At 44.6% G+C, this 26,221-nt stretch carries 23 protein-coding genes; 5 read left to right on the top strand and 18 right to left on the bottom strand.

Annotated elements, in window-relative coordinates:
• Window positions 1–227: 227 nt before the first annotated feature.
• The 4 genes from ACKA06_RS19545 to dcuS form a co-directional block, all read right to left on the bottom strand.
• Window positions 228–1,133 carry an AEC family transporter gene (locus ACKA06_RS19545; RefSeq protein ID WP_411160421.1) on the bottom strand — a complete coding sequence of 302 codons (906 nt, stop codon included), beginning with the start codon at window positions 1,131–1,133 and terminating at the stop codon, window positions 228–230.
• Between the two features lie 79 nt (window positions 1,134–1,212).
• On the bottom strand, window positions 1,213–2,538 hold the full coding sequence (locus tag ACKA06_RS19540) for a 2-hydroxycarboxylate transporter family protein (protein WP_411160420.1): 1,326 nt from the start codon (window positions 2,536–2,538) through the stop codon (window positions 1,213–1,215).
• Window positions 2,539–3,262: 724 nt separating this feature from the next.
• Window positions 3,263–3,976 carry a response regulator gene (locus tag ACKA06_RS19535; RefSeq protein ID WP_411160419.1) on the bottom strand — a complete coding sequence of 238 codons (714 nt, stop codon included), beginning with the start codon at window positions 3,974–3,976 and terminating at the stop codon, window positions 3,263–3,265.
• Window positions 3,977–5,566: a DcuS/MalK family sensor histidine kinase gene (dcuS, locus tag ACKA06_RS19530; RefSeq protein WP_064565509.1), complete on the bottom strand. Its 1,590-nt coding sequence runs from the start codon at window positions 5,564–5,566 to the stop codon at window positions 3,977–3,979. It lies immediately after the preceding gene.
• 120 nt (window positions 5,567–5,686) lie between these two features.
• Here dcuS and ACKA06_RS19525 point away from each other — a divergent pair, with 120 nt between their 5' ends.
• Window positions 5,687–6,337, top strand: a complete 651-nt coding sequence (locus tag ACKA06_RS19525; protein WP_198257564.1) for an MtnX-like HAD-IB family phosphatase — start codon at window positions 5,687–5,689, stop codon at window positions 6,335–6,337.
• 195 nt (window positions 6,338–6,532) lie between these two features.
• Here the strand turns inward: ACKA06_RS19525 and ACKA06_RS19520 are convergent, their stop codons facing one another.
• On the bottom strand, window positions 6,533–7,003 hold the full coding sequence (locus ACKA06_RS19520; protein WP_032088374.1) for a FixH family protein: 471 nt from the start codon (window positions 7,001–7,003) through the stop codon (window positions 6,533–6,535).
• Between the two features lie 213 nt (window positions 7,004–7,216).
• Between ACKA06_RS19520 and ACKA06_RS19515 the strand changes: the two genes are divergently transcribed.
• Genes ACKA06_RS19515 through ACKA06_RS19505 form a run of 3 tightly spaced genes read left to right on the top strand, consistent with a single transcriptional unit; the run spans window position 7,217 to window position 9,910 of the window.
• A complete protein-coding gene (locus ACKA06_RS19515) occupies window positions 7,217–7,894 on the top strand; it encodes a response regulator transcription factor (protein ID WP_318293521.1) in 678 nt (225 codons plus the stop codon).
• Window positions 7,891–9,306, top strand: a complete 1,416-nt coding sequence (locus ACKA06_RS19510; protein WP_411160418.1) for a sensor histidine kinase — start codon at window positions 7,891–7,893, stop codon at window positions 9,304–9,306. The genes ACKA06_RS19515 and ACKA06_RS19510 overlap by 4 nt, the downstream gene beginning before the upstream one ends.
• A gap of 43 nt (window positions 9,307–9,349) precedes the next feature.
• Entirely contained in the window at window positions 9,350–9,910 is a 561-nt protein-coding gene (locus ACKA06_RS19505) for an SCO family protein (RefSeq protein ID WP_032088371.1), read from the top strand.
• A gap of 96 nt (window positions 9,911–10,006) precedes the next feature.
• On the opposite strand, the gene ACKA06_RS19500 is transcribed toward ACKA06_RS19505, so the two are convergent.
• The 5 genes from ACKA06_RS19500 to rlmD all read right to left on the bottom strand — a co-directional run bounded on the left by ACKA06_RS19500 (window position 10,007) and on the right by rlmD (window position 14,651).
• Complete coding sequence (locus ACKA06_RS19500) at window positions 10,007–10,624, bottom strand: peroxiredoxin (RefSeq protein ID WP_411160417.1); 618 nt, start codon at window positions 10,622–10,624, stop codon at window positions 10,007–10,009.
• A 193-nt stretch (window positions 10,625–10,817) separates the two neighbouring features.
• Window positions 10,818–11,390, bottom strand: a complete 573-nt coding sequence (locus ACKA06_RS19495) for a cysteine hydrolase family protein (protein WP_032088368.1) — start codon at window positions 11,388–11,390, stop codon at window positions 10,818–10,820.
• 171 nt (window positions 11,391–11,561) lie between these two features.
• Window positions 11,562–12,494 (bottom strand): NAD-dependent epimerase/dehydratase family protein, encoded by a 933-nt coding sequence (locus ACKA06_RS19490; protein ID WP_214871515.1) that lies wholly within the window; start codon window positions 12,492–12,494, stop codon window positions 11,562–11,564.
• Between the two features lie 48 nt (window positions 12,495–12,542).
• Complete coding sequence (locus tag ACKA06_RS19485; RefSeq protein WP_214871516.1) at window positions 12,543–13,112, bottom strand: TetR/AcrR family transcriptional regulator; 570 nt, start codon at window positions 13,110–13,112, stop codon at window positions 12,543–12,545.
• A gap of 171 nt (window positions 13,113–13,283) precedes the next feature.
• A complete protein-coding gene (gene rlmD / locus ACKA06_RS19480) occupies window positions 13,284–14,651 on the bottom strand; it encodes a 23S rRNA (uracil(1939)-C(5))-methyltransferase RlmD (protein ID WP_032088454.1) in 1,368 nt (455 codons plus the stop codon).
• 315 nt (window positions 14,652–14,966) lie between these two features.
• On the opposite strand from rlmD, the gene ACKA06_RS19475 reads away from it, so the two are divergent.
• Window positions 14,967–16,652: a S9 family peptidase gene (locus tag ACKA06_RS19475; protein ID WP_411160416.1), complete on the top strand. Its 1,686-nt coding sequence runs from the start codon at window positions 14,967–14,969 to the stop codon at window positions 16,650–16,652.
• A gap of 51 nt (window positions 16,653–16,703) precedes the next feature.
• On the opposite strand, the gene thiE is transcribed toward ACKA06_RS19475, so the two are convergent.
• The 8 genes from thiE to ACKA06_RS19435 form a co-directional block, all read right to left on the bottom strand.
• On the bottom strand, window positions 16,704–17,357 hold the full coding sequence (gene thiE, locus ACKA06_RS19470; RefSeq protein WP_411160415.1) for a thiamine phosphate synthase: 654 nt from the start codon (window positions 17,355–17,357) through the stop codon (window positions 16,704–16,706).
• Entirely contained in the window at window positions 17,357–18,160 is an 804-nt protein-coding gene (gene thiD / locus ACKA06_RS19465; RefSeq protein WP_032088363.1) for a bifunctional hydroxymethylpyrimidine kinase/phosphomethylpyrimidine kinase, read from the bottom strand. The genes thiE and thiD overlap by 1 nt, the downstream gene beginning before the upstream one ends.
• A 15-nt stretch (window positions 18,161–18,175) precedes the next feature.
• Window positions 18,176–18,970, bottom strand: coding sequence for a hydroxyethylthiazole kinase (thiM, locus tag ACKA06_RS19460; protein ID WP_214871518.1), 795 nt, complete (start codon window positions 18,968–18,970; stop codon window positions 18,176–18,178).
• A 73-nt stretch (window positions 18,971–19,043) separates the two neighbouring features.
• A complete protein-coding gene (locus ACKA06_RS19455; RefSeq protein WP_214871519.1) occupies window positions 19,044–19,691 on the bottom strand; it encodes a pentapeptide repeat-containing protein in 648 nt (215 codons plus the stop codon).
• Between the two features lie 259 nt (window positions 19,692–19,950).
• Entirely contained in the window at window positions 19,951–21,744 is a 1,794-nt protein-coding gene (locus ACKA06_RS19450; protein WP_411160414.1) for an L-lactate permease, read from the bottom strand.
• Between the two features lie 226 nt (window positions 21,745–21,970).
• A complete protein-coding gene (locus tag ACKA06_RS19445) occupies window positions 21,971–22,753 on the bottom strand; it encodes an IclR family transcriptional regulator (protein WP_058298660.1) in 783 nt (260 codons plus the stop codon).
• Window positions 22,754–22,814: 61 nt separating this feature from the next.
• On the bottom strand, window positions 22,815–23,594 hold the full coding sequence (locus tag ACKA06_RS19440; protein ID WP_198257558.1) for a fumarylacetoacetate hydrolase family protein: 780 nt from the start codon (window positions 23,592–23,594) through the stop codon (window positions 22,815–22,817).
• A gap of 424 nt (window positions 23,595–24,018) precedes the next feature.
• Window positions 24,019–26,199 carry a malate synthase G gene (locus ACKA06_RS19435; protein ID WP_197670974.1) on the bottom strand — a complete coding sequence of 727 codons (2,181 nt, stop codon included), beginning with the start codon at window positions 26,197–26,199 and terminating at the stop codon, window positions 24,019–24,021.
• Window positions 26,200–26,221 lie beyond the last annotated feature (22 nt).

Below are 26,221 nucleotides of genomic sequence, written 5' to 3'. Positions count from 1 at the left end.
ATCCGGAGCAAAACAAAGCTATTTTAAGTAACCTGCCATTATCGTGAGGGAGGCTCACGGGCTACCCGCGGAAAGCGTAGTCTTGCACGGAAATCATTAGCGTTATTTAGTCCACTCTGAAATGTTCGTCTTTAGACAAGGGAATTTTAGTTTTGTCCCAATCTCTTTCAAGACAATAAGTATACATAATATTATTACAGTATTCCCCTCATCTATTCTTCAATCTCTCATACCGAAACAATTGCCAGCATGATTGGAATCGTTATGATACTCATTAAGGTCGTGATCAATGTACTGGCTGATACCAAATCTGGTTCAGTGTTGAATTGCAGGGAGAACATCGTCGTATTGGCAGCAGTCGGCATGCTTGCCAAAATGATCAGAATCGTACCTAGTTCCGCATTAACGGGAAGGAAAGATACAAGAATAAAAGCAAGTACAGGTGACGCGGCCATTCTCAAAATGATAATAAGTGATAACGCCCCTTTTTCAACTGCTTTTCCTCCAAGGGTAGCAAGCTGCATACCCAATACCACCATGATGACAGGGATTGTCGCTTGTGAAATCAAATCAATTGTTTGACTCATGAACAACGGGACATGGAGATGCAGCAGCTGAAAACTTAATCCTATCCATGCACCATGGAGTATCGGCATTTTGATAATCTTCATCCAGATCTCCCTATTGTCCCTTGTTATATCACTTCCGCTTACGGCATAATACAAACCGATCGTATTCATGAGAAACGACTGAATCACCATCATGATGACAGCATAGCGAAAGCCAAGTTCCCCGAACGCAAACAGGATGACAGGCACCCCGTAATTCCCGCTGTTCATAAATACGCCGGAAAGAATCATCGCGGAGACTTTAGGCTTGGAATAATCATTTGCCCTGGCGACTATTTTAATCGTAACAATCAATAGCAGACAAAGGGACAAACAAAAGATAAATATATATAGGTAGTCCATATTTAGTTCATTCTCGTAAAATGTCTTGAATGCAAGAAATGGATACATTAAATAGATGGCCATTTTAGAAATAGAATTGATTTCAAATCCGAGTTTCTTTTGCCCGATGTATCCTACAGCAAACACCAATAAAGCAGGAAGGACAATCAATATGACATTCATTTTTCTTCACCACAATCATAAGTCATTAAAGATAGGCCTGACTGCAATAGTCAAGCCTTCGTTTAAGTTTAACATGTTTTTACAAGAGAGGTATGATCAGACCGGCCAATAACAATATCAAAGCACCGCCAAGGCGGGAGGAGATTTGAGCAAACGGCATAAGTTCCATTCTCTTTGAAGCGGATAGAACAGCAACATCTCCAGTCCCCCCCATATTCGCCATGCAAAGTCCTGCCGTAATCGCTGATTCTATCGGATAAAAGCCAACCAGTTTTCCCAGGATCGCTGCCCCGATGATCGCTCCGAGCACCACTCCGAAAACAGTTAAAATATACTGAAGAGTCAATGCTTCAAGCACCGTATTCAAGTCAGTATAGGCCACACCGATTCCAAACAACAGGGCAAATGTCCAGTTGCTTGCCACAAACTGATACCACTGACTTGCGCCTTCCACCACATTTTGAGGGATGATATTGGAAATCTTCGCCGCAGCCACAAGAATGATCATGATGGCATATGGATGAAGCGGAAGAACTGTGCCAAGCAATGTCCCGACTGCAAAAAATGTCAAAGCCGCCAATAAACCGACCCCCATCTTTTCCACATTGTACTTTTGCTTTGTTTTCTCATATGTGAAGCCTTTCATCAATTGACCGTTTCCACTTAAGGAGGGAACTTTCTTCCCAATCATATCAAGTACGGACGCCAGTATGATGGCAAATACATTTCCTAACGCCAGAGCAGGTACAAGCATCGAAATATAGTAGCTTGGCTCATTCCCCATCATTTCAGAGTAGATTTGACTCATTGGGACAGCCCCTGCCCCCATTCCTCCGCCCATGATTGGCATCGTAATGACAAGTATGGCTTCTTGCAGAGTGAACCCGACAAGAAATCCAAGCAGCCCGGCGATGATGACAGCTCCTGCAACAGCTCCGAAAATCGGAAGGAAATATCGAAGCCCTACTTTCACAAGCACTTCTGAGTTCATTCCTAAAATGCTTCCTGTAATCAATGCAGCAATATAGAAATTCAGGAATCCTCCTGATTTCATAAAGTCAGTCATCGAAGTAACTGTCTCTTCTGGAAGTAATCCTGCATATACCATAAACGCAGAACCAAAAATCGCAATGATTGCTCCTCCCCCCAGGAATGTCTTGACAACTGGAGTGCGATCACCCGCCCAGCCCAGCAGTTCACCGAGAACCATCATGATAAGAAGGGTCCCGATCATACCTCCCGGGAGATTACCAGTATATAAGCTTACTAGTGTTATAGCTGTGAAAACCAAAAACCATAAGATCGGTATATTGAAAATATGCAAGGACCGATTTTGGTTCGACACGACCTTTTCCTTTCCCCCTTTTTCTTCCTTAAATGCAAGTGTTGAATTTACTTGTCCCATCCTATTCATCCCCCAGTTTGAATTTAAACGTTACTAGTGAATCATTTGTCACTGACTGTTTCCTGACAGAAAATTATTCGGAAAATTAAAAAATAAATATTGTAATTCAATACTATGAAAACGCTTACTGTTTTCAAAGGTTTTGAAACTATTGATTGGCTTTTGTAATTAAAAAAAGAGATTGGGACAAAACTAAAAAGTAGAAGTACAATCTCAGTCCAGGTTTTTTACCGCTAATGATTTCCGTGCAAGACTTCGCTTTCCGCGGGCGGTTGGTGAGCCTCCTCGGATTAGCCTGCGGGTTAGAAAATTGGAAGGGCTTTGGTCAGAGGCGGGTGGCATAAGGCGAATCGACCACGAAGGCGTTCTTTGCCTTCTTGGGCGAGTTGACTTATGACATGTGCCTCTACGCCCTGGAGCTGGACAAATAGAAAAGCGGAAGCGGCTCGCCCAGAGGCGACAAGCATAAGGCGAGAAAGCCGGAAAGGCGTACTTTGCCTTTTTGGCTTTCTTGACTTATGACCTCGAGCCTCTAGCCGCTGGAGCTGGACAAGTCTCACCTAACACGCTTTCTCGCAGGAGTCTACGTTTTGCACTCCAATCAATCGCTGGAAAGGGCTAAACTCTAAATGTACTTTAAACAATAAAAACCCGAACTCATTTGCCCTATCTTTTGCAAATGAGTTCGGGTTTTACTTAGACTAAAACACTTTTGTCCCAGCCTCTATAAATAGTAGTTCCTTAGCCGGACACCATTCTGTTTATTCAATTTATATTGGTATACCGGTCTTCCGATCCCGTAATTCAAGCTCTCGTCCACCACGCCGATTTCATGAAGGAATTTAAGATATTTTCTTATTGAAACCCGTGATATAGTCATTACTTCCGCAAGTTCATCAGTCGAAAACGACTTTTCCCCAAGTTTCTTGATTTCTTCATAAATTATTGACAGCGTTCTGCTTGTCAACCCTTTCGGAAGGCTTGCCTTCCCACTTGGTGACAGAACATCTTTTTTCAGAAGCAGATCAAGCTCGTTCTGTCCAATGGTCGCTTGATTCTCAAAGATTTGTGTAGTCTTTCGATATGAAGTTAAAGCCTTGCTAAACCTCTCAAATTCAAATGGTTTGATCAAATAGTCGACAACCCCCATGCGAAGCGCGGCTTGTATATTCTCTACTTCGGAAGCAGCTGTGATCAGAATGACATCTGTTTCGTATTGCTTCAGCCTGATTTCCTCCAGTAAATCCATTCCCGTCTCATTCCCAGGCATAAAGACATCCAGTAGAATAAGATCGACTTTGCATTTACTCAGCACTTCCTTGGCATGATTTATAGTAGTTGCTACGCCCGCTAGATCAAATCCCGGAATGTCTTGCAGATAAATTTGATTGAACTTGGCCACCATCGGGTCATCCTCTACGATTAAAACCTTTATCATTTATTTCCCCCCAAACGAAGCTTGTACAATCATGGTTGTCCCTGATTTCTCTTTCGATTCCACATGCAGATGTCCAGCCAATTCATTTAAGCTCTCTCTTACCAGAAAGAGGCCATATCCCCTTCCTGTCCCTTTCGAGGAATATCCTTTTTGAAAAATATCATCAATAATATCCTCCGGGATCCCTTGTCCTGAATCCGTAACGATCAATTCAAGGGTCGTATCTTCATAGGTTAATTCCAAAAGAACCTCTCTTTCAATACACTCTGAGGTTGCTTCAATGCTATTGTCCAATAAATTCCCTATGATAGTGATTAAATGATGGGTCACCTCGGGCTCCATCGGTTCGGGAATTACATTTCGGCAGTCGACTGTTAACTCAACACCTTTCTCCCTTGCATGACTGAGCTTACCCATAATGAATCCTGCCAGAGCAGGATCTTTTATATTGGAAGATATGGCGCTCACTTCGTCCATATTGATCGAAACGAGTTCTTTGATATATTGGTTCAATCTCGAGTAATCCTTCATTTTCACCAAACCCAGAATGACGTGCATTTTGTTCATGAATTCATGGGATTGAGCCCGGAGTGCTTCTGCATATGACTTTACCCCTGTCAATTGTTCAGCCAATCGGTTCACATCTGTTTTATCACGGAAGGTAGAAATGGCACCAGCCACTTCGCCATTCACAATTAATGGAACACGATTCTCCAGAATTGAAACCCCATTTATTATCTGCTCTTCATTCAATTCGGGTTTTCCTGTTTTCATCACCGTTTCCAGCCTGGATAGAGGCATGAATTCCTTTATAGGCAAACCTACTGGATTGACGTCAAGGCCAGCTTTGGTAAAGATTCTCAATGCTGATTTATTCACTAAAGAGATCGTCGTGTCCCTATTTACCGCTACAACCCCTTCATGAACCGACTGGAGCATGGTGTTCCTTTCTTCCAGTATCTTTGCAATTGAACCAGGCTCAAGTCCGAATAATATTTTCTTTATGTATCTTGCAATAATCAAAGCCCCGATGATGCCGACGACGATGCCTATGACAGAGCCAGTCAAGATATTATTGTGGCTTTGATTCAGCGCCTCTTCCACCCTGTTCAAAGAAATCCCGACGGCCACCGCCCCGATCTGCTGGTCATCTTCATTATAAATCGGGGAAAACGCCCTCACGGATTGCCCCAATGTTCCTTCTGAAATTGAGAGGCTTTCCTTTCCCCTCAGTACATCTTTTTCATCACCGCCGACAAAGTGTTTGCCAATCTGTTCCTGGTTAGGGTGGGATTTCCTGATCCCGTTCATATCCATTACGACTACAAACAACACTTCAGCCGACTTTTGAATATCCAGGGTATAATCTTGTATTTCCCCTTCATTCTTTCTGTTTTCCAAACCATCTTTAACAATGGTTGAATGTGCAACGGTCCTGGCAACGACTTTCGCTTTTTCTTCGATTGATGATTCAATGTTTTCATTAATCGTTCTCGATATGAGTAAATCTGTCAATAATAGCGATACAAGGACAACGGTGCATACGAAAAGAATGATCATCGTACTCAGTTTAAGCTGCTTCTTTTTCACAGGATTCACTCCAGACTCCATAATACATTACATTTTACACGATAATCAGAAAATTGTGGGATAATGGGTATGATACTTGTATGCTGTTAGAATGAAAGGAAATTCTCAGGAGGGTTGATAATGAAGAAATGGGCATTTGTGTCTGACTTTGACGGGACGATTACAAAGAAAGACTTTTATCAAATCGTCATAGACAAGTATTTTAATGAAGGCAAAGACCTGTATAACCAATGGAAATCCAATGAAATTAAAGATATAGAATTTTTAGCTTCTGTTTTCAGCTCGATCAACCAGGAAGAAGATACTATCATTGAGGATATTAAATCCATCGACATTGATGAATACGTCCCGACTTTTATTAAAAATGTGCAAAGAAGCAACGGGGATTTTTACATTTTAAGTGCAGGGACCGATTATTATATCCATCACCTGCTGAACCATTACGGGGTAGACGGAGTAAAAGTATTTTCTAATGAAGGGTACTATGAAGATAAGAATGTGCACCTGCACCTTGACAGCAGTCACCCTCACCATTCTGAACGTTATGGAATCGATAAATCTAAAGTCATTGCAGATTTAAAAAAAGAATATGAATTCGTATGTTTTGCCGGTGACAGTGAGCCTGATTCACATCCAGCCAAACTGGCACATGTAACCTTTGCCTTTGCACAACTCCAAGATCTTCTGAAAAGCCTTTCACTTCCTTGTATCAATGTGCGAAATTTCAAAGAGATTGAAAGGTATTTGCGTGAAAAGAATTACCTTGACTAGTATATCTGCAGCATGTTTTTGCGCTGGAACCTTATACGTTGTATAATGAATATGCCCTTCCCGAACATTCGCTTGTTGCGGGACACTTAACCACTGTACGGACGGGAAGGGCATCGATTATGAGATAAATAAAAAATAGCTTCAATGATCCGCTACCGGACCCATTGAAGCTATTACTTTTTAAATGATAGAGAATTAATGCTGATGACCATCCTCATCGTGATCATGGTCAAGCGATTCCTCGAGTGCATTCAGCTCTTCTTCCGAGACATCCCCTGCAAGGATATGACGGATAGGCATAACATGCATGTCTCTTGCAGTCACATGGGTTTGGACATAGTAGATGCCGTCCTCACTGAATGAAGTCTTGATTTTGTACGTCCCCTCTTTTACATGCTCACCCTTGAACATTTTGCTTTCGTCTTTATTGTGCCCTTTCCAAACCTCGAATTTCACTTCATCTGCGTTATCTACCGCTTCCTTGCCCTGTGTCACTCTCACTTCCAGAATCGTTGCTTCATTTAGAGCCACTTCTTCAGGTGCTGTAATATCTGCTTTTACTTGTTCAGGCAGCTTACTTTCTTTAACCTCTTTACTATTTTCTGAGCATGCTGATAAAAACAGTATGATTCCAAGCACGGATAGCAGCATGATAGACTTCTTCATATATTTACCCCCTACACTTTTTCATAGTTGTTACTTGGGAAATTGCTTCCCTTTCTTTTAGTTTAATAAAGAATTGTGAAGGAAAAATGAAATCTATTTCATTTTTTTCATCTCTGGGTATGGACTCACTATGTAACTCACAAATTCTTCACAAATCTATTGTATAATAAGGACCGATAGTAGTGAAAAGAAATAACAGGAGGTCATGTAGTTATGAGCATGACAATCATGGTCATAGATGATGAAGAGGAGATGCGAAAATTAGTCAGCACCTTTCTGTTGAACGAAGGATATAAAATTGCAGAAGCATCCAACGGGATTGATGCCCTTCAACAAATACACCGCCGGTCCCCCGATCTTATTTTAATAGACGTGATGATGCCTTATATGGACGGTTTTTCTTTTGCAGAAAAATTGAAGGAAACACATGATATACCTCTCATATTCTTGTCGGCGAAGGGTGAAGAATGGGATAAAATACACGGGCTTCGCTTGGGTGGCGATGATTATATCGTAAAACCTTTTCATCCTGGAGAGTTGATGGCCAGAATCGAATCGGTCTTAAGAAGATCAAAAGCTGCATCCAAACAAGCTTCTTCCTTTAAAGCGGGTCCGCTTAAGATCCTCGTGGAGGCTCATTCTGCTTTTATACATGATAAACCGATATCATTAACCTTGAAGGAATTCGAATTACTGTTGTTATTGATGAAAAATCAAGGAAAGCTCTTCACCCGCGACCAGCTCCTCTATTTAATATGGGGGGACCATTATACAGGAAGTGAGCGTACAGTCGATACACATATCAAAACCTTACGCCTGAAACTGATGGACGAAGGGAAATTGATTCAAACTGTATGGGGGAAAGGATACAAGTTAGAGGTGCCAAGTTGAAAAAAAGAAGCCGCTCATTGAGTCAAAAAGTATTTCTGCTCATTATTGGGAGTATCGGTGCAACCATCCTTTTTTCCTTTTTCTTCCTCCATTTTCTTTATAAAGATCTTTACCTGAAGAGCATAAGGGAATCCGTCATGCATCAGGGGGAAAATACGGCAGCCCACTATCACTACGGTGTCTTGAATAAGGAAATCATTGATAAAATCCACTGGTTCAATATTGTGTCTGAGTATGAGGTCATTGTGGTGAATGACTTTGACGAGCTAAACGAACATTTTCCGTATAAAGTTGGCGGCAAACCGCTCCTTGAAAGCTCTGACCGTTCTGAACTGACTAAAGGGGATTCCATTCTCAAAGAAGGATACGTTAAAAGCTTTGATCGTGATATCGTGAGTGCCGTCTTTCCCATTCAAGGAGAAAACGGCTTGATCGGGCTGGTGTTTATTTATGTCCCGCTTGAAGCAATGCAGGAAGTCTTTCAAGCCAGTATGCCGATTTTGATAGTGTCAGGCGGCATCTATTTTATCCTTCTCTTTCTGGTGGTCAATCGAATACGACAGTCCATGTTCAAGCCCCTGGACGATATGCAGACCATGTCCCGGGAAGTGGCAAAAGGCAATTATTCGCACCGGCTTGCGCTTTCAGAATATGACGAAGTCGGGCAGCTTGCACATGCCTTCAATATTATGAGCTCTTCATTGGAAGAACAAGAAGCAAGGAAAAAAGAATTCATATCCAATGTTGTACATGAGCTGAGAACTCCACTGACTTATATCAATGGTTATACAGAAGCTCTCAAGCAAGCCATGTATTCCTCCAAAGAAGAAGCGGACAATTATTTGACGACCATACAGCGTGAAACAAACCGGCTTAATCAAATTGTCCATGACTTGATCGATTTAAACTACCTGGAAGAAAGCTTGTATGTTATCGATAAAGAGCCGATAGCAGTAGCCCAGATCCTTTATGATACCCTCAATCTATTTCAAATCCGTTTATCACAAAAACACCTGCAAACAGATCTGAACATAGATGAGGATTTGATCATCGCCGGGGATCCGAAAAGGATGCAGCAAGTATTCTATAATGTTATAGATAACGCAGTGAAATACTCGCCTGAAAAAGAAATGATTTCCGTTAAGCTGGTACAAAAGGATGAGTGCATGGTCTTTGTGGTCACCAATCAGGGTTTCACCATCAGCGAAGAGGATATTCCCAGACTTGGTGAACGATTTTTCAGGACAGACAAGGCGCGAAGCAGGTCCACCGGAGGGACCGGGCTGGGTCTTTCCATCGTGAGGCAAATTGTTTCTCTTCATGATGGAACATTTTCAGTAGACAGTACGAATGAAAAAGGTACGGAGGTTTCTGTAGCGATCAATTTGATGGAGGAAACATTCAAAGAATGAACGAAAGCACCTCCCCGTCAGCCTAATTGAAAAGAGGAATAAAATGAGTAAGCTGATCTTCCCCCTTCTGTTTTTATTAACTGGGATACTTACGGGATGTGGTATTGATGAGGAAAAAGAATATCAAATGCAAGAATTCTCGTTCACTGATCAAAATGGTCAATCTTTTGGAAGCGAGGATCTTAAGGGGAAAATATGGGTTGCAGATTTCATTTTCACGAACTGCGATACTGTCTGCCCTCCGATGACTGCCAGTATGGCTGCGCTGCAAGATGAAATGAAAACCAAGGGGATTGAAATACAATTCGTTTCATTCAGCGCAGATCCCGAAATCGATACACCGGAAAAATTGAAAGAGTTTGTGAAAAAATTCAATGGAGATGAAAAGAACTGGCATCTTGTGACGGGCTATACACAGTCAGAAATCGAGATGTTTGCCAGGGAAGAATTCCAGACACTCATCCAGAAGCCGGAATCAGCTGACCAGGTCATCCATTCCACCAGTTTTTATGTCATCGACCAGTATGGCCGAATAACGAACAGCTTTGGCTTTCAGAAAAGTCACTTCGAAGAAATCGTGCAGGAAGCCGGGAAGCTGCAATGATAGTGGTTCGATGAATCGTTGCTCGTCCCAACCAGCGGGAAGTTTTGCCTGCCTCCAGGGTGTACACCTTTTCTACCCGGTTAGGCAGGCATTTCTTCATATTTTCCCGATGTTTTTTGGATCTCTACTGATCCCGGGTTGACCCGGCACCCAATTGGCAGGCACCTCTTTACCGGTCCTTCGGTTGTACTGCAAACCCTCGATTATCCTTAAAATTTCGTAGACATTTCGACCGACTTCCAAAGGATTCACTAATTTAGTAACAATCATCCCTTCTGGATTGATGATGATGGTTGCTCTCAATGTAGCCCCTGTTTTTTCATTAAGAACCCGATACGTCTTACTGATTTGATGTGTCCGATCACTTAAAAGCGGAAACATCACTTGTGAAGCTGATGGAGAAACCTCTGTAAACACTTTATGGGAGTATACACTGTCGGTGCTAATGGCAAGTACATCAGTATTAAGTAATTTCAGTTGTTCATGGATAGCAGCGACCGCTGCCAGTTCTGTCGGTCAGACGAAGGTAAAATCACTTCCATAAAAAAACAGGATCACCCATTTTCCGCGGTAGTTTTCCAGACTAACCTCTTTAATCTTTTTATCGGCATTATCATAGGCTTCGGCCGTAAATAAAGGAGCTTCATCTGTTGTTTGTGCACAAAACGGAAGGGTGCATCCTGATGGATCATCCTCTCTTCTATTAAATTCCATGCTCTCACCTCCAGTCCCTTTACAAGAAGTTCAGATTTTACTGATTAAACAGAAGGCACTTTCATTCGCATCTTCCATTTATTACTTTCGTTGATTAGTGTATGCGTGATTTTTTGTCCAGTTGAGAACATAAAAAAAAGGCAGCCGCCCCCGGCTGTGTTATGGTATCAACACAGTGAGGGACAGGCACCTATCACATTCCATATTCTTTTCTAAAATCATCATGATTAGGTTTAAATACATCTTCATTTGAATGTCTCACGACCGAGAAATGATCAACGTTATAGTGACCATGAAGTGCTTTATTATGATGCTTGATGATCTGTTCACCGCTCAAATCGGATGAATCCTTTGTGGAATGGCCATCCTCCACCAGGGTCACGTCCATTCCGCTGACTGTTGCGTACCTAACGGCTGTATCAATGCAATGCTCGGTTTGACATCCCATCACCACCACATGGTCAACTGCATTTTCTTTTAAATAACTCAGCAGCGGTGTGCCATAAAACGAATTGGTCGCAGACTTGTCAAAGGTGACAGCACCCTCAGGAACCTCGATTCCGCTGTGCACCTGGAAACCGGTTCCCTTACCTTCGGCGACATCCCTGTCCCGGATGAAGACAAGACTTGCACCCGCCTCTGCTGCCTTCCCGATGACGAGATTGATTGCCTCAATCAGTTTCTCTTTTTGAACCACGGGCTGTTCCTTTTCGTTTCCCTCAATTAATTCCTGTTGAGCGTCAATGACGAGCAGTGCCTGCTTCAATATAAATTCCCCCCTCAGTGTAAGTCTTCTACTCAATGATTTTTCTTGAAATTCCCCCTATGAGCACTATGTTATTATTCGACATGTGAGAAGAAGAATCCTTTTGGAATGATTCAACAGACAAATACCCCGGGAACTCCCAAGCCCCGCCAAACTCGCCGCCTCTGTGTTCTATGCCTTCATGAACGCAATCGTTTCCTCAATTCCCTTTTCATAAGAAGTCCCCTTCAATTCCCCCATTAACATTTCTATTTTTTCTCCTGAAAGAATGGTAGGTTCAGAGTTTATATATTGCATCTCGATGGCTTCGCGCATACTTTTTCCAGCGAAGAGGGCGAATATCGCGAACATCGGTTTTGTGATGAAATAGAGCTGCTTCTCTGCTCCGAGTTGTTTTTTCAGAAGCTTCTCCAGATCATATCCGCTTATTGGTGCAACGGCTGGAACATTCCAGCTATGTCCATATGCTTCCGGTCTGCATGCCAGTTCCACCATCACCTTTGCACCGTCCTTTGTATAAATGAATTCTCGTGATACATTCCCCGGGCCTACGAATCCTGCCTTCTTCTTTTTTATGATTTGCTCCAATGTATAGTGAATGTATGTGTTGGTGGCGTTAGGGCCATAGAAGTCCGGAAAATGACAAACGAACGCCGGAACAGATGAGGTCTTGATCATATTTTCCATTTCCAATCGCAGCCTTCCTTTTCGCGTATGAGGATTCTTTACTGTATTCTCCGCCAGTTTATTGCCTGCACTTTTTCCATAAGCATATATATTGTCCACTACTGCAAGTTTGGCGTTATTTCTTTCAGCTGCCATGATCACGTTTTGCGTGATGACCGCCAACTTATCTTTCCAATCCTGATATGGAATGTTCATTGCATGGAAAATGACATCACAGTCCTTCCCTGCCTCGATAATCTGCTCTTTCACTTCCGCATCCCCAGTGTGGATTTCAATAAGGTCTATTGCGCCGAACAATCTGTGTAACTTTTCTTTCCCCCGTGCAAATGCAACCACTTGGATTCCCCGGTCGACCAACTCATTGACGAGCGCGTACCCCATTCCTCCAGATGCACCGACTACCATTGCCTTATTCATCTTAAATCCCCCTTTAATTAACCACTGGTCAAATAATCTCAAAAAATTTCATCCTATGGATTTCAGGATAAAATTCACATGGAAATGTGCCAGGTTCTCCACATCTTCATATGTTTCATCACAATGGCAGTAATGACTGACAAAACCGTGCAGAGACAGGAAAACCGCCCATGTCTGCTGGATGGTGATCTTTCTCCCGCTTAGCTCGATAAGCGACCGTGCGAATTTTTCATAGGATTCATTCGGTCCGTTATTCACGTAGCTTTTGACTTCTTCATCAGCAAGCAGGAACATCATTTCATACTGGCTTTTGTGGCTCAATCCGAAGCGGATGAATGCCAGCAGGACCTCCCTCAATTTACTTTCTGCTTCCAATTCCTGCTTCATCACTTCATCCAGCCACTGATTGAGAAGTTTAAAATCCGTTTCGATCATGGCATAAAATAGTTCTGCTTTATTTTTAAAATGGTAATAAATCGATCCGTGGCTGTATCCCAGGGCCGCTGCAATCTGCCTCATCGATACCTGTTGATATCCTTTTGTCCGGAAAAGCTCTCTCGCCGCTTTCATTACCATTTCTTTTGTGAGTTCATGTTTTACTGCTTTTCTGGGTGCCATTTTGTACCTCTTCCTTTTTATTGACCAGTGTTTAATTAAACTATATTCCTTTACCAACTGTTAAGTCAAGAATATTTTTCCACCACCTTTCAAGATCTTTTAACTCACATAAAAGAAGGCCCGTCCCAGACTGCTTTAAAGCGTTAGCGCAGTCTGGGACGGGCCTTACGATTATTTGTTCAATGTCAATGTAGCGACGCATTCCACATGAACGGTATGCGGGAAAAGATCCACTGGCTGAACTGCATCAAGCGTGTAACCGAATGGTTCCAGTTCCTTGATATCCGTCGCGAATGTATCTGGATTGCATGATACGTAAACGATCCGTTCCGGCTGGGAGCGTCCAATTCTTCTCATGACTTTCCCTCCTGCACCTGAGCGAGGCGGATCAAGCATCAATAATTCCGGATGTCCGAAGCTTTCGAGCACCTGATCGATCCCTTTACGTGCATCCTTCGCAAGGAAGTACGTGTTGGTGATTCCGTTATCCTCGGCATTGCGCTTGGCGGACTCGATCGAGCTTTCGACGATTTCAATGCCGGCAAGCTCTCCCACCCTGTTTGCGAACGGCAGGGAGAAAGTACCGACTCCGCAGAAGAGGTCGATCATTTTTTCCGACTTTTTCGGCTGGCTCATTTCTACTGCCAAGTCAACGAGTTTCTGGGCCTGCACCGGGTTCGTCTGGAAGAACGTATCGAACCACAGGCGGAAACGGTATCCATCCATTTCGTCATTGATGTAATCGCGGCCGGCAAGCAGATGAATCTTCTCAGCCTGTGTGCGGTCAGCCCAGTCGGTGTTTTCCATCCACAGCAGACTTTTCACATGCGGGAACTTCTTCTCGACACGGGCTTTCAGGTCGTCCACTGCAGATTGAAGTTCACCCTCAGGGCCCTTCGTCGAAAATACGGCAAGCATCAACTCACCTGTTGCAAACGACTGACGCACCATTAAATGGCGAAGCAGTCCTTCGTGGGTATCTTTGTTGTACCCTCCCAACTCATGATCCTTCACCCAGTCAGCCACTTCCATTGCGGCTTCCACCATCTGTTCGCTGGCGATCAGACAGGTTTCGAGTGAAATGACTTTGCGGAAATTCCCCTGTTCATGAAGACCCATCGAGCCGTCAGGAGCAAAAGTGAACTCCATCTTGTTACGGTACTGCCATGGTTCATCCATTCCGATCGTGTCACGGACAAGAGCAGGGTCAAAGCCCTCCGCTTCGATTGCATCCCTCACATGTTTCGTCTTTTCCTTCAGCTGACCTTCGTATGTCCAGTGCTGCCATACGCAGCCCCCGCAGCGTTCAAAGTGCGGGCAGGGAGCTTCGGTACGCTCTGGATGTGCCTCCACGATTTCGTCAGGCATCGTTTTTCTTCTTTTCTTCTCTGGATGATCAACAGTGACCCTCACTTTTTCACCCGGGAGCGTCTGCGGAACAATTAATCTTAATTTTTTGGGATTCCCGAGTTCATTCTCACGCCAAACTTCGGCTTGGCCAGAACCTTTTTTATCCAATCCATGTATTGAAACAACCATTTCTTCGTTGGTAGTAGGCAATTCCTGGACCTCCTTGTACATACTGTCTAACTTAATACTTTATAAAAATTGAAGTGTGAATGCAACCTTTTTTTCAGTGAATTAACAAGGTTGGAATGGGAACCCGGTAAGAGTTCAGGACTCACGGAAAATTAATGATTGAATGTGAATACAGCAAGTGGAATAATATGGTTATAATATGATTTATGGAGGAATGTCTTATTCTTTTACAAAAGCCTGAAGTTGAACAGTACTTCCACACGGTCGAGATCGGCACATTGCACATTCAGTGTTAGTAAGGATGAAAAAAAATTGGTGTTCAGTACCAATCTGTCAGGTAAATATAATCTATGGGCAATGGATTTGCCAAATAACTTTCCCTATCAGCTGACAGCAATTAATCAGAGCAGCAGTTTCATTCATATCCATGAAGAGGAGCATCTGATTACTGCTGCATTTAAACATGATGGAGATGAAAATTACCAGCTGCATCATCTACTGCTTTCAGGAGGAAAACCTGTTCCTTTCAACAAGGACGAGAACATGTCAGCCTGCTATAATGCGTGTACCTTTAATCAGGAAATTTACTACTCTTCTAATCATGAAAATCCTTTGTTGAATATTTATAGATTCGATTTGAAAACCAACAGAAAAGAACTCCTTCAATCAGGAAAGGAAGCACCTATTGTCGTGGCAGCCGTTTCTCCAAATGGCTCTGACTATGTTTTCACTGAAACCTATACAAATACCCACGCAGCGGGTTTCTATCAAGCTGATGATAAAAAAATCCCCCTCGTCCCGGACCCATCCTCTCCGCATATAATCATGGACGTACGGTTTGCAGATGAGGACACAATTTATTTCCTGACAAACTATCAGGAAGAATTCTCTTATCTGGCATCTTTCACTCTCTCAACAAATGAATTCCGGCAAGTGTTGAAGTTGAAAAGTGAAGAAATAAAAATGTTGACTTCGAATGGGAACACCTTTTATTTAGCAAGTGAAAAAGGTGTAAAGGACCACCTTTATCAATTCGAGACCACGACCGGTGATCTGACATTGATTGATTTACCTTGTGATATTCTGAAAAAAATCGACGCGTCCTCAAGCGGGACATTGTATGCCCTCGCCATGTCATCACACAGGATTGATAATATTTTTAAACGGGAAGCAGATGGAGAGTGGCTTATGCTTACAAATAACAAAGCATTGGGAATCTATGATCGAAACATGATCAAGCCTGAAGTCATCCGTTACCCTTCCTATGATGGTCTGTCGATTGAAGCGCTCCTTTTCAAGCCTGACCAGGATCATATTGTGAAAGGGACAATACTCTGGCTTCACGGGGGGCCGCAACAAGCTGAAAGGATGAAATACCGCCCTCTTATTCAGTATCTTGTACAAAGCGGATACACTATTTTCGCCCCGAATTTCAGGGGAAGCACAGGATACGGTGCAACATTTCAAAAGATGGTCGAAAAGGATTGGGGCGATGGTCCAAGACTTGACTGTGTTGCCGGGATGGAGTGGCTGATTGAGAACGGCCATGCCAGTAAAGGGAATATCTCAGTTATGGGCGGCAGTTACGGCGGATATTTGAGTCTGCTCCTGGCTGGAAGACATAATGAGTATTTATGCGCTGTCATTGATATTTTCGGTATTTCCAACCTTCTTACTTTCGTTGAGAATGTGCCTTCGAGCTGGCGGACACTCATGAATCAAATGGTAGGAAATCCAGAAGAGGACTACGATAAACTGGTTGCCGCCTCCCCTATTACATATGTGGATCAGATGAGTAAACCAATGTTCATTTTGCATGGAAAAAATGATCCAAGGGTCAAAACGGAAGAATCTGAGCGAATCGTAGGAAAAATGAAAGAGAAAGGAATAAGCGCAGAGTATCTTCTTTTTGAAGATGAAGGTCACGGATTTTCCAAAAAGAAAAATGAAATGGAAGCCAATAAGCGGATCAGGCTTTTCTTGGACCGTATTTATAAATAAGGATGTAGATGCCCTTCACTGCCTGCGGGCGATGAAGGGCTTTCTTTTACACTATAGAACGGCTCTCTTTAAATCAATTGCGGCTTTTTTTACGTCAGCAGCCGCTGCAATGGCTGATATCAATGATACTCCGTTTGCGCCGGCCTGAATGACTGCCCTGGCATTTCTAGCATTGATACCTCCTATTCCCACAATCGGAACGGTGATCCCGTTTTTACGGAAGTTTTCTATGATCGACAGTCCGCTGACAGCCCGTGCATCATCTTTTGAAATCGTCGGGTAAATCGGTCCGAGACCAAGGTAATCGGCACCGTCTTCAATGGCTTTCTCAGCTTCTTCAATGGTATGTGCCGATACACCTATTATCCTATCACCAGCCTTTTCACGTACAAAGTCTGCAGCCAGATCCTCCTGTCCGACATGGATGCCGTCTGCATCCAACTCGAGAGCCAGGTCAACATCGTCATTCACGATAAAGGGGATGTCTGCATCTTTGCAGACTCGGAAAAGTTTTTCGGCCAGTTTGGTCTTATCAAGTCCTTCCAAGGCACCCGGACCTTTTTCCCTATATTGAAAGAGTGTAATGCCTCCTTCGATCGCCTGCTCGAGGACATGGACAGGGTCTGCTTTGCAATTTGTGCTCCCCATGATGAAGTAAAGCTGAAGAAGCTCTTCAATCGCAGATTTATCCCGATGATTAGCCATTACTTCTCCCCCCTTTTATTGTAAGCCCAATGGTTTGTCGGTCCGTGTCCCCCGCCGATTCCCAGCCCATCCTCTATTGCAGCACGGATGAATTCCTTCGCAGTCAAGACCGCATCCCTCATCGTCATGCCATTTGCAAGCTGTGCCGTAATCGCTGCAGAAAAGGTGCATCCGGTCCCGTGTGTATGAAGGGTTTCAATGCGGGGCGACATGAGCTCTTCGCAGGTTGTACCATCAAAAAATAAGTCAATGACTTCTTTATCATCTGCGTGGCCCCCCTTGATGACGACGGCTTTAGCTCCCATACCCATCAACTGTTTTGCAGCTTTTCTCCGGTCATCCAAGGAAGAGATTTTCATCTCCGTCAGTACTTCTGCTTCAGGGATATTCGGTGTAATCACAGATGTCAGCGGAAGCAGTTTTTCCTTGAGGGCACGGATCGCTTCATCCTGCAGAAGCTTTGCCCCGCCTTTTGCAATCATAACGGGATCGACGACAATATTTTCCCAGCCGTAATGATGAATACGCTCACTCACCGCTTCAATTACCTCACCGGAAAAAAGCATGCCTGTTTTGAGTGCGTCCGTTCCCAGGTCCTCCCCGATTGCGTCAATCTGTTGTACGATTCCTTCAATGCTTACAGGGTACACTCCATGGACGCCCAGCGTATTTTGTGCTGTTACAGCGGTAATGGCAGACATGCCGTATGCCCCGAGTTCCTGAAACGTCTTCAGGTCCGCCTGGATGCCGGCCCCGCCTCCGCTGTCCGATCCTGCTATCGTAAGTGCTTTACTTATAGTCAAAGTTCATCCCTGCCTTTACTCTTTGGTAGTCTTGATCTTAGCATATACTTCGTCTTCTTTACTAATCTTTGAAAGCTGATCTAGGAATTCGATTTGAAAGCTGCCCGGACCTTTATATGCCGTCGTTGCTGCCGCTTTCTCAGCCGCAATCCCGTAGGCTGAAACGGCAGTGGCCGCAGCTTTCACACTATCTTGTTCGAGCGCGGTATAGGCTGCGATAACAGACGATAACAGACAGCCGGTTCCGGTTACCTTGGTTAACAATTCATGACCGTTTTCCACAATATGTGTTCTACCTCCATCGGTGATGACATCCTCCTTGCCCGTAATCACCACAGTGCACCCGAATAGGTGTGCAGCTTTATTAGCAAGTTCAACGATGCTTCCATCCCCTGACCCGGCATCGACCCCTTTAATTTCCCATTTTTCACCTGTAATGGCGGCAACCTCGGCAGCATTGCCCCTTATTATTGATATCTTAACTTCATTCAGGATTTTTCTGGACATCTCTGTGCGAAACGGAGTGGCCCCCGCTCCGACAGGGTCGAATACAACGGGGATCCTTTGTTCGTTTGCCGCTTTTCCCGCCAGGATCATCGACTCCACTTCGGTCTCCGACAGCGTGCCGATGTTCAGAACGAGCGCTCCCGAAATCCTTGCCATATCAGCTGCCTCTTCCTTTGCATAGGCCATAACCGGAGAAGCTCCGATTGCCAGCAGCCCGTTCGCTGTGAAATGTGTTACCACCACATTCGTCATATTATGTATAAGCGGATTCTTCTCCCTTACTTCATTCACCAGTTGAAACAAATTCGTTTCCCTCCTTGGTTGCGTTTTAATGCTTTCATTTTAACAGGGGGCGTGCAGAGCTGTCACTTAAGGGCTATTCCTTGACCATCAAGCCGAAAACCGGTGCAAACGCAACCGCTTGCTGGGGTGAAATAATGCAGCCCCTGAGATTTTCTGCTTCGACCCTTATTCGTTCAAAGAAGCTCGAGCTGATATCGATCCCTTTAAGAATGGTCACGGTAAAATCGATATCATTTAAATCACATTGATCAAATGTTACATCTTCTAAACGGCAATCAAAGAAATTGGCACTGTGCAAAGTGCACTTTTCAAACAGCACCTTCTTTACTTTTGCATCAATGAAGCTGCTGATATTCAGGATGCAATTTTCAAACGTGACATTCTTTAGGTTTGCCTGTGATAAATCAAGTCCAAGCAGCTTGCAGTCCTTGAAATGGACCCTGTGTATGATTCCTTCTTCAAAACGGGTATTTGACAAATCACAGTTTTCAATCACAGTATCAGTGACATCGGCCCTTCTGAAAGACGAGTTTAAAAGCCGCACACCTTTTAATGATACCCTCGTAAGGTCGAGCTTTTCCAGTTCTTCCCCTTCTACAAATGCATGCTTGATTTCGCAGTCTTTTAACATCGGATCTTCATCATAATAAACATCCTCGAATTGGGCAGGTTCGAGATTTGATTGTATTTTCGGTTTCTCTATTTTAAAATTTTTCGGCATACAACATCACATTCCTTTCAATATCCTTACGGGAGATTAATTTCAGTTTAGTAGATAATAAAACCAAATGTAAGTCTTTTAATTGCACGAGGCGTCTGCTACCCGACTGCAGGTTTGAAGACCGGCCCATGGTCTCAAAGGGTTAATATCATCCTTAAAAAGCTATGAGGCAGGAGGTGCTGTACGAAAAAACACCGACCGTTATACCGGCCGGTGGGTTAATTTCTCTATTCATATTGTCTGGGATATGGCTTGTCTCTTAACCCTGTTTTACTTTCGGACCGCCAATGTTCTTGGTGATGAGAAGACTGGTACGCTTGTTGTTGGTTGCGATAACGTAGATGGCTGCCATTGCAATGAGTGCAACGATGAAACTGCCGAGATTGAAGATTCCTTTTTGAGAGTACCATACAATTGAATATCCGAGTGAGCCTGCAAACAGTGCATAATATGCAAATGGAAGCAGCGTTTTTCGAATGACTGCCCCTTCTTTTCCTACTAAACCGACAACCGCTGAAGCCGCCACAACGTTATGGACGCAGATCATATTGCCTGCAGCTCCTCCGACTGCCTGCAGGGCTACGATCCAGCTTGCGTCAACACCCATCTGCGACCCGACATTGTATTGGAATAGCGAGAACATCATGTTACTTACAGTGTTGCTGCCGGCGATGAAAGCACCTATTCCTCCGATGAAAGTCGAGAAGAACGGCCAGTAATCACCGGCAATCGCTGCAACGCCGTTCGCAAGTTCGATCGGCATCTTTTCAAAGCCGGCCGCTCCTCCCCCAGTGTTCAGGAACACCTGAACCATCGGGACCGTGAAGACGAGGGCAGTCGAGGCTGCAATCATCGTTTTCCCAGATTGTGCCCAGGCCCGCTTGTACGCTCTTCCGTTCATTCCATGAAGGAAGTAAGTGATCAAAGACACTGCGATGAAAATTGTGCCCGGTAAATACAGCGGCTGGAAGCTGGAGCTGATGTCCGTACCGAATAGATTTGGGAACGTGACCGTCCAGGATTGAAGCCACTCCAATAATGGAAGCGATTTCAATCTTGTCAATACTAAAAACAGGCCGACCAGGATATAGGGTGCCCATGCACGGACCATGCTCATACTTCCGCTTTTATGTGCGATATCCTTGATTTCCAGTCTGCCGCTCCACTCTGAATCCCATTTGGACTTTTCTTCAAAATCCCATGCCTCTTCCTTCGGCGGCATCAGGAACCCTTTTTTAGCAGCATTGATCACAATCGCAAGACCGACAAGCCCGCCGATCATGGATGGGAATTCAGGTCCGAGCACATTGGCGACGATCAAATAGGGAACCGTCATGGAAAAAGCTGCGAACAACGCGAATTTCCACACTTTGATTCCTTCAGAGAATGATTTGTTTTTCCCGAAGAATCTTGTCATCAGTGCGACGACAAATAACGGGACCAGTGTACCCGTCACCATATGGAGAAATGCCACTTTCGTACCGATATCCGTCACAAAAGCAAGGAAATCGGTCGTAATTCCGGAATCGGCCGATAATCCAGACTGGACACCGACAAGAATCGGCGTACCGACTGCCCCGAATGAAACCGGTGTACTCTGAATCACCATGCCGGCCACAACAGCTGCCATCGCCGGGAATCCAAGACCCACCAATAACGGCACTGCCACAGCTGCAGGCGTCCCGAATCCTGCCGAACCTTCAATGAAAGACCCGAACAGCCAAGCGATGATGATAACCTGCACTCTTCTGTCGGCTGATATGTCTGTGAAACCTTGACGGATCGTCTTGATTCCCCCGCTTTCCTGCAGTGTGTTCAATAACAGGATAGCCCCAAAGATGATGAAAAGCAGAGTCCCTGCAACAACTAGGCCGTTCACTGAGGCTGCCGCAACATTAGCTCCCGGAATTTTCCAGACAAATAAAGCAAGCCCTACTGCAATTATGTATGAAATGGGCATTGCTTTACTTGCCGGCCACCTAAGGCCTACCAGAAATATTCCGACTGCCAGGATGGGTAATAAAGATAAGATTGCCAACACACCAGTACTCATGAAACGTTTCCCCTTTCTGTTTTGTAATACCAAACACCGTTTCTAATACACCACATACTAAACAACACTGTTATACAACCATTTCACTTTGTGTTATATAACATTACTAAACCCTAACTAAAATTATACATACATTATATCCTGATACAACAACTTTTTAGAAAATTTATAATTTTTAAATAAAAAAGCTCTATTTTTCGTTTGTTCGAAAAAATAGAGCCTTTGCTTACGTGATTTGATTATGATGGACATGACCGAGACGCGCTGAAATCCGCTTGGCTATCTCAGGGACACGCTCTTTCAATTCTTCCAACCGCTGACCGGACATACGCATCGTCGGACCGGAGATGCTCACGGCCGCTACAACCTTCTCAAGGTGATCGAAGATGGGTGCAGCGATACAAGTGATCCCGTACTCATTCTCTTCAAGATCGAGGGCATAGCCCTTCTGTTTCACCCCGATCAATTCTTTTAAAAATCGATTTTTATCCGTGATCGTCTGATCAGTATGCATCGGCATGCCTTTACGATCAAGGATTTCGATAACATCATTCGTCGGCAAATGGGCAAGGATCGCTTTTCCGACTGATGTACAGTGCATCGGCGCCCTCTTTCCCACTTTTGAATGCATCCTGAGCACTTCATTGCCTTCAAGCTTTTCGATGTACACCACTTCTCCCTGATCATATACGACGAGATGGATGACTTCATTCGTTTCTTCTTCAAGCTCCTGCAGGAAAGGCTTCGCTTCCTCGCGGAGATCGATCGATTCCAGGAGCTTAGAGCTGATCTCCAGGAATTTATACCCGAGCTTATAGCGTCCTGTGATCTCGTCCTGTTCAATGAATCCATATTGGACGAGGGTCGATAATATCCGGTAAACGGAGCTCTTATTGATGTCTATCTGATTTGCGATTTCCGTGACGCCCAAGCCGCCCTTTTTCATGCTGATAAGCTGGATGATGTCCAGTGCCCGGCTTACGGATTTGACCATGTTTTCTCTTTCCACAACCTTCACCCCTGATGACAAAACGTCTTACCTTCCATTATATCACAAGCGTGACGGGAGCTTACGATACCCCGACACCATGACCGACTGCTGAGAACGTATTCTTCAGTGTCCCGATCTCCTTGATTTCACATTCGATCACGTCCCCTGTCCCGACCATTTCAGCACCAATGGGACTTCCCGTTAAAATGACATCTCCCGGCTTCAAGGTCATCACCTTCGTCAGATAGGAAATCATCTCACGGATCGGCACAATCATCAGTGAAGTCGGACTGTTCTGCTTTTCTTCCCCGTTCAGCCTCGCTTCAACATTCACGGAGAATGGGTTCAGCTCGGTTTCAATTACCGGTCCGAGCGGCGTGAATGTGTCAAATGACTTCCCGATCGTCCAGTGCCCAGCCTCATGAAAGAATTGTGGTGCGGTGACATCGTTACCGATCGTATAGCCGAACACATAATCGAGGATCTCCTCCTCAGGAACATTCCTTGCTTCCTTTCCGATGACGACTGCCAGTTCCGATTCGAATTTTACAGAATCAATGTTTCCCGGTATGACGATGTGTTCTTCCGGACCGATGACCGAAGAAACGGGTTTGAAGAAAAACACCGGGATGTCCGGTAATGAATCAGGCAGGTCTTCCTGTTTCGATACGAAGTTAGCGCCTATGCCGATGATCTGATTTGGCTTAAGCGGGGCGAGGTGCTTCACCTCATCCGCTTCATAAACATTGCCTGTATATTCCCAGCCTGAAAAGATATTACCTGTGATTTGTTTAATGGTGCTGCCTTCGAGTACTCCGTGAGATACTGCATTCCCCTTCTGGAATCGAATGAATTTCATAGTGTGTCTCCTTTCGGTGAGTCTTTTTGAAAAATATGGTTTATTATTACAAAAAGAAGAAATTTTTTGTGCTTTTATTCATAATGCATTACTTTTCCAACGTTTTTTACGTCATTGGTCACTCTTCTTACCTAATAACAGCTGTAATAGACTAGCTGGTAAGCATACAGAGAGCTCTTATTATCGATAAATGAAGATTTATTATCGAAAAACTTGAATTTATTATTGAAAATCCGCTTTTTATTATCGAATCCTTACAATCTATTATCAAAACCATCCTTCTTCCATCGGAAGACCAAAGATATAACTTAATTTGCCATTATATCATCGGATTGACTCTCTGAAAAAAGTAGTATCGCAGCTTAGGAAGTACCGGTCCATCTTATAAAATGGGGCATTCAAGAAGAATGCCCCACTACACTCCCTATCCCTGTTTCACGCCATACTTCTCTTTCGCTTCGATCCGTCTCCGGTGGAGGATCGGTTCCGTATAGCCGTTTGGCTGTTCGTACCCTTTGAAGACAAGGTCGCAGGTAGCTTGGAAGGCGACAGATTGATCGTAATCTGCGGCCATCGGGCGGTACTCAGGGTCGCCGGCATTTTGCTCGTCAACGACCTTCGCCATCCGCTTCAACGTTTCCATCACTTGTTCTTCGGTGCAGATGCCGTGGTGCAGCCAGTTGGCCATGTGCTGACTGGAGATACGCAGCGTGGCTCGGTCTTCCATCAGGCCGACATTGTTGATATCGGGCACCTTCGAGCAGCCCACACCATGTTCTACCCAGCGAACGACATATCCAAGGATTCCCTGCGCATTATTATCTAGTTCCTGCTGGATTTCCTCAGCAGACCAATCTTGAGATTCCGCAACAGGTATTGTCAAAATATCATCGCGCAGGTCAGAAGCTCCTTTCGCCAGCACATCCTGGACATCCTGCACGAATACTTCATGATAGTGAAGTGCGTGGAGCGTCGCAGCCGTTGGCGAAGGCACCCATGCCGTATTGGCTCCGGCTTTGAGATGACCGATTTTCTGCACCATCATTTCGGCCATCATATCAGGCATCGCCCACATCCCCTTGCCGATTTGAGCACGACCCTGAAATCCTGCAGCAAGTCCTGTCTGAACGTTCGATTGTTCATAACCCTTGAGCCATTTTGTTGCTTTCATATCATTCTTTCTGATCATCGGGCCCGCTTCCATCGAAGTATGCATTTCATCCCCCGTACGATCGAGGAATCCAGTGTTGATGAACACGATTCTTTCCTTTACCATTTTGATGCAGTTCTTCAGGTTAAGGGTGGTCCTGCGTTCTTCATCCATGACCCCGATCTTCAGTGTGTTACGTTCCAAGTCAAGCAGATCCTCCACACGGTCGAACAGTTCATTAGCGAAAGCGACCTCCTCGGAGCCATGCATTTTTGGTTTTACAATATAGACCGAGCCCTTGGATGTATTTTGGTAGCTCCCCGTCCCGCGCAGCGTATGCTTTGCTATTAAACTCGTAATAACGGTATCAAGGATCCCTTCATGCACTTCCCGACCGTCCTGGTCCAGGACCGCGCTGTTCGTCATAAGGTGTCCGACATTTCGGACAAACATCAGAGAGCGTCCGGAAAGAGTGAGATCTTTACCGCCGGGGGTCTTATACGACCGGTCTGAGTTCAGTGTTCGCGTCATCGTCTTCCCCGCTTTATCAAATACCGCTGCGAGATCCCCTTTCATGAGGCCAAGCCAGTTCCTGTAAACAAGTACCTTGTCCTCTGCGTCGACTGCCGCTACCGAGTCTTCACAGTCCATGATTGTGGTAATCGCTGATTCAAGGACAATATCCTTCACATTCGCATCATCTGACGCCCCGATCGGGTGCTTCTCGTCAAATTGGATTTCGATGTGAAGGCGGTTATTTTTCAGCAGGACGGCTGAAGGGCTGTCAGCTTCTCCCTGATAGCCGGCAAACTTGCTTTCGTCCTCTAATCCTGCTGTTTTTCCATTCATTAACGTTACAGCTAATCTGCCGTCAGCGATTTCATACTTCAACGCATGTTTGTGGGACGCGTCTTTCAAAGGAACGGCCTGATCCAAGAAGTTCCTTCCAAAGTCGATGACTTTCTCGCCCCGGACCGGATTGTACGCGCCTTGACGGCCGGCACCGTCCTCTTCACCGATCGCATCCGTCCCATAAAGGGCGTCATACAGACTTCCCCACCGGGCATTGGCAGCGTTGATGGCGTATCGTGCATTATTCACGGGTACGACCAGCTGAGGCCCGGCCTGGAGCGCGACTTCATCGTCGACGTTTTCAGTCGTCACGGTGAAGTCGTCCACTTCCGGTTCTAGATAGCCGAGTTCTTCAAGGAACGTTTTATAAGTGGCCAAATCGAATTCTTTGTTCTCTTTATGCCAATCGTGGAGTTTATCCTGGATTTCATCACGGCGGGCCAGCAGCGCTTTATTTTTTGGGGTGAGATCCTGCAGCAGCTCACCGAATTCCGGCCAGAAAGCTTCGCTGTCAAGTCCAGTACCGGGTAGGACTTCGGAATTAATAAACTCATACAATTGTTGATCTACCTGCAAGGATCCTGCTTTGACATAATTACTCATTGATCGATTCCTCCTATTTTGG

Origin of the sequence: Rossellomorea oryzaecorticis (genome assembly GCF_045897515.1) — a bacterium.
In the GTDB taxonomy this organism is placed as follows: domain Bacteria; phylum Bacillota; class Bacilli; order Bacillales; family Bacillaceae_B; genus Rossellomorea; species Rossellomorea enclensis.
This window is presented reverse-complemented; position numbering and strand designations above follow the sequence as displayed.

Excerpts from the sequence above, each read along its gene's own strand:
- thiE (WP_411160415.1), bottom strand. The coding sequence starts at position 17,357 with ATGGCTAATCATCGGGATAAATCTGCGATTGAAGAGCTTCTTCAGCTT.
- ACKA06_RS19545 (WP_411160421.1), bottom strand. The coding sequence starts at position 1,133 with ATGAATGTCATATTGATTGTCCTTCCTGCTTTATTGGTGTTTGCTGTA.
- ACKA06_RS19540 (WP_411160420.1), bottom strand. The coding sequence starts at position 2,538 with ATGGGACAAGTAAATTCAACACTTGCATTTAAGGAAGAAAAAGGGGGA.
- ACKA06_RS19490 (WP_214871515.1), bottom strand. The coding sequence starts at position 12,494 with ATGAATAAGGCAATGGTAGTCGGTGCATCTGGAGGAATGGGGTACGCG.
- ACKA06_RS19505 (WP_032088371.1), top strand. The coding sequence starts at position 9,350 with ATGAGTAAGCTGATCTTCCCCCTTCTGTTTTTATTAACTGGGATACTT.
- ACKA06_RS19455 (WP_214871519.1), bottom strand. The coding sequence starts at position 19,691 with ATGCCGAAAAATTTTAAAATAGAGAAACCGAAAATACAATCAAATCTC.
- ACKA06_RS19435 (WP_197670974.1), bottom strand. The coding sequence starts at position 26,199 with ATGAGTAATTATGTCAAAGCAGGATCCTTGCAGGTAGATCAACAATTG.
- ACKA06_RS19525 (WP_198257564.1), top strand. The coding sequence starts at position 5,687 with ATGAAGAAATGGGCATTTGTGTCTGACTTTGACGGGACGATTACAAAG.
- rlmD (WP_032088454.1), bottom strand. The coding sequence starts at position 14,651 with ATGGTTGTTTCAATACATGGATTGGATAAAAAAGGTTCTGGCCAAGCC.
- ACKA06_RS19535 (WP_411160419.1), bottom strand. The coding sequence starts at position 3,976 with ATGATAAAGGTTTTAATCGTAGAGGATGACCCGATGGTGGCCAAGTTC.
- ACKA06_RS19520 (WP_032088374.1), bottom strand. The coding sequence starts at position 7,003 with ATGAAGAAGTCTATCATGCTGCTATCCGTGCTTGGAATCATACTGTTT.
- ACKA06_RS19485 (WP_214871516.1), bottom strand. The coding sequence starts at position 13,112 with ATGGCACCCAGAAAAGCAGTAAAACATGAACTCACAAAAGAAATGGTA.
- ACKA06_RS19440 (WP_198257558.1), bottom strand. The coding sequence starts at position 23,594 with ATGAAATTCATTCGATTCCAGAAGGGGAATGCAGTATCTCACGGAGTA.
- ACKA06_RS19515 (WP_318293521.1), top strand. The coding sequence starts at position 7,217 with ATGAGCATGACAATCATGGTCATAGATGATGAAGAGGAGATGCGAAAA.
- ACKA06_RS19450 (WP_411160414.1), bottom strand. The coding sequence starts at position 21,744 with ATGAGTACTGGTGTGTTGGCAATCTTATCTTTATTACCCATCCTGGCA.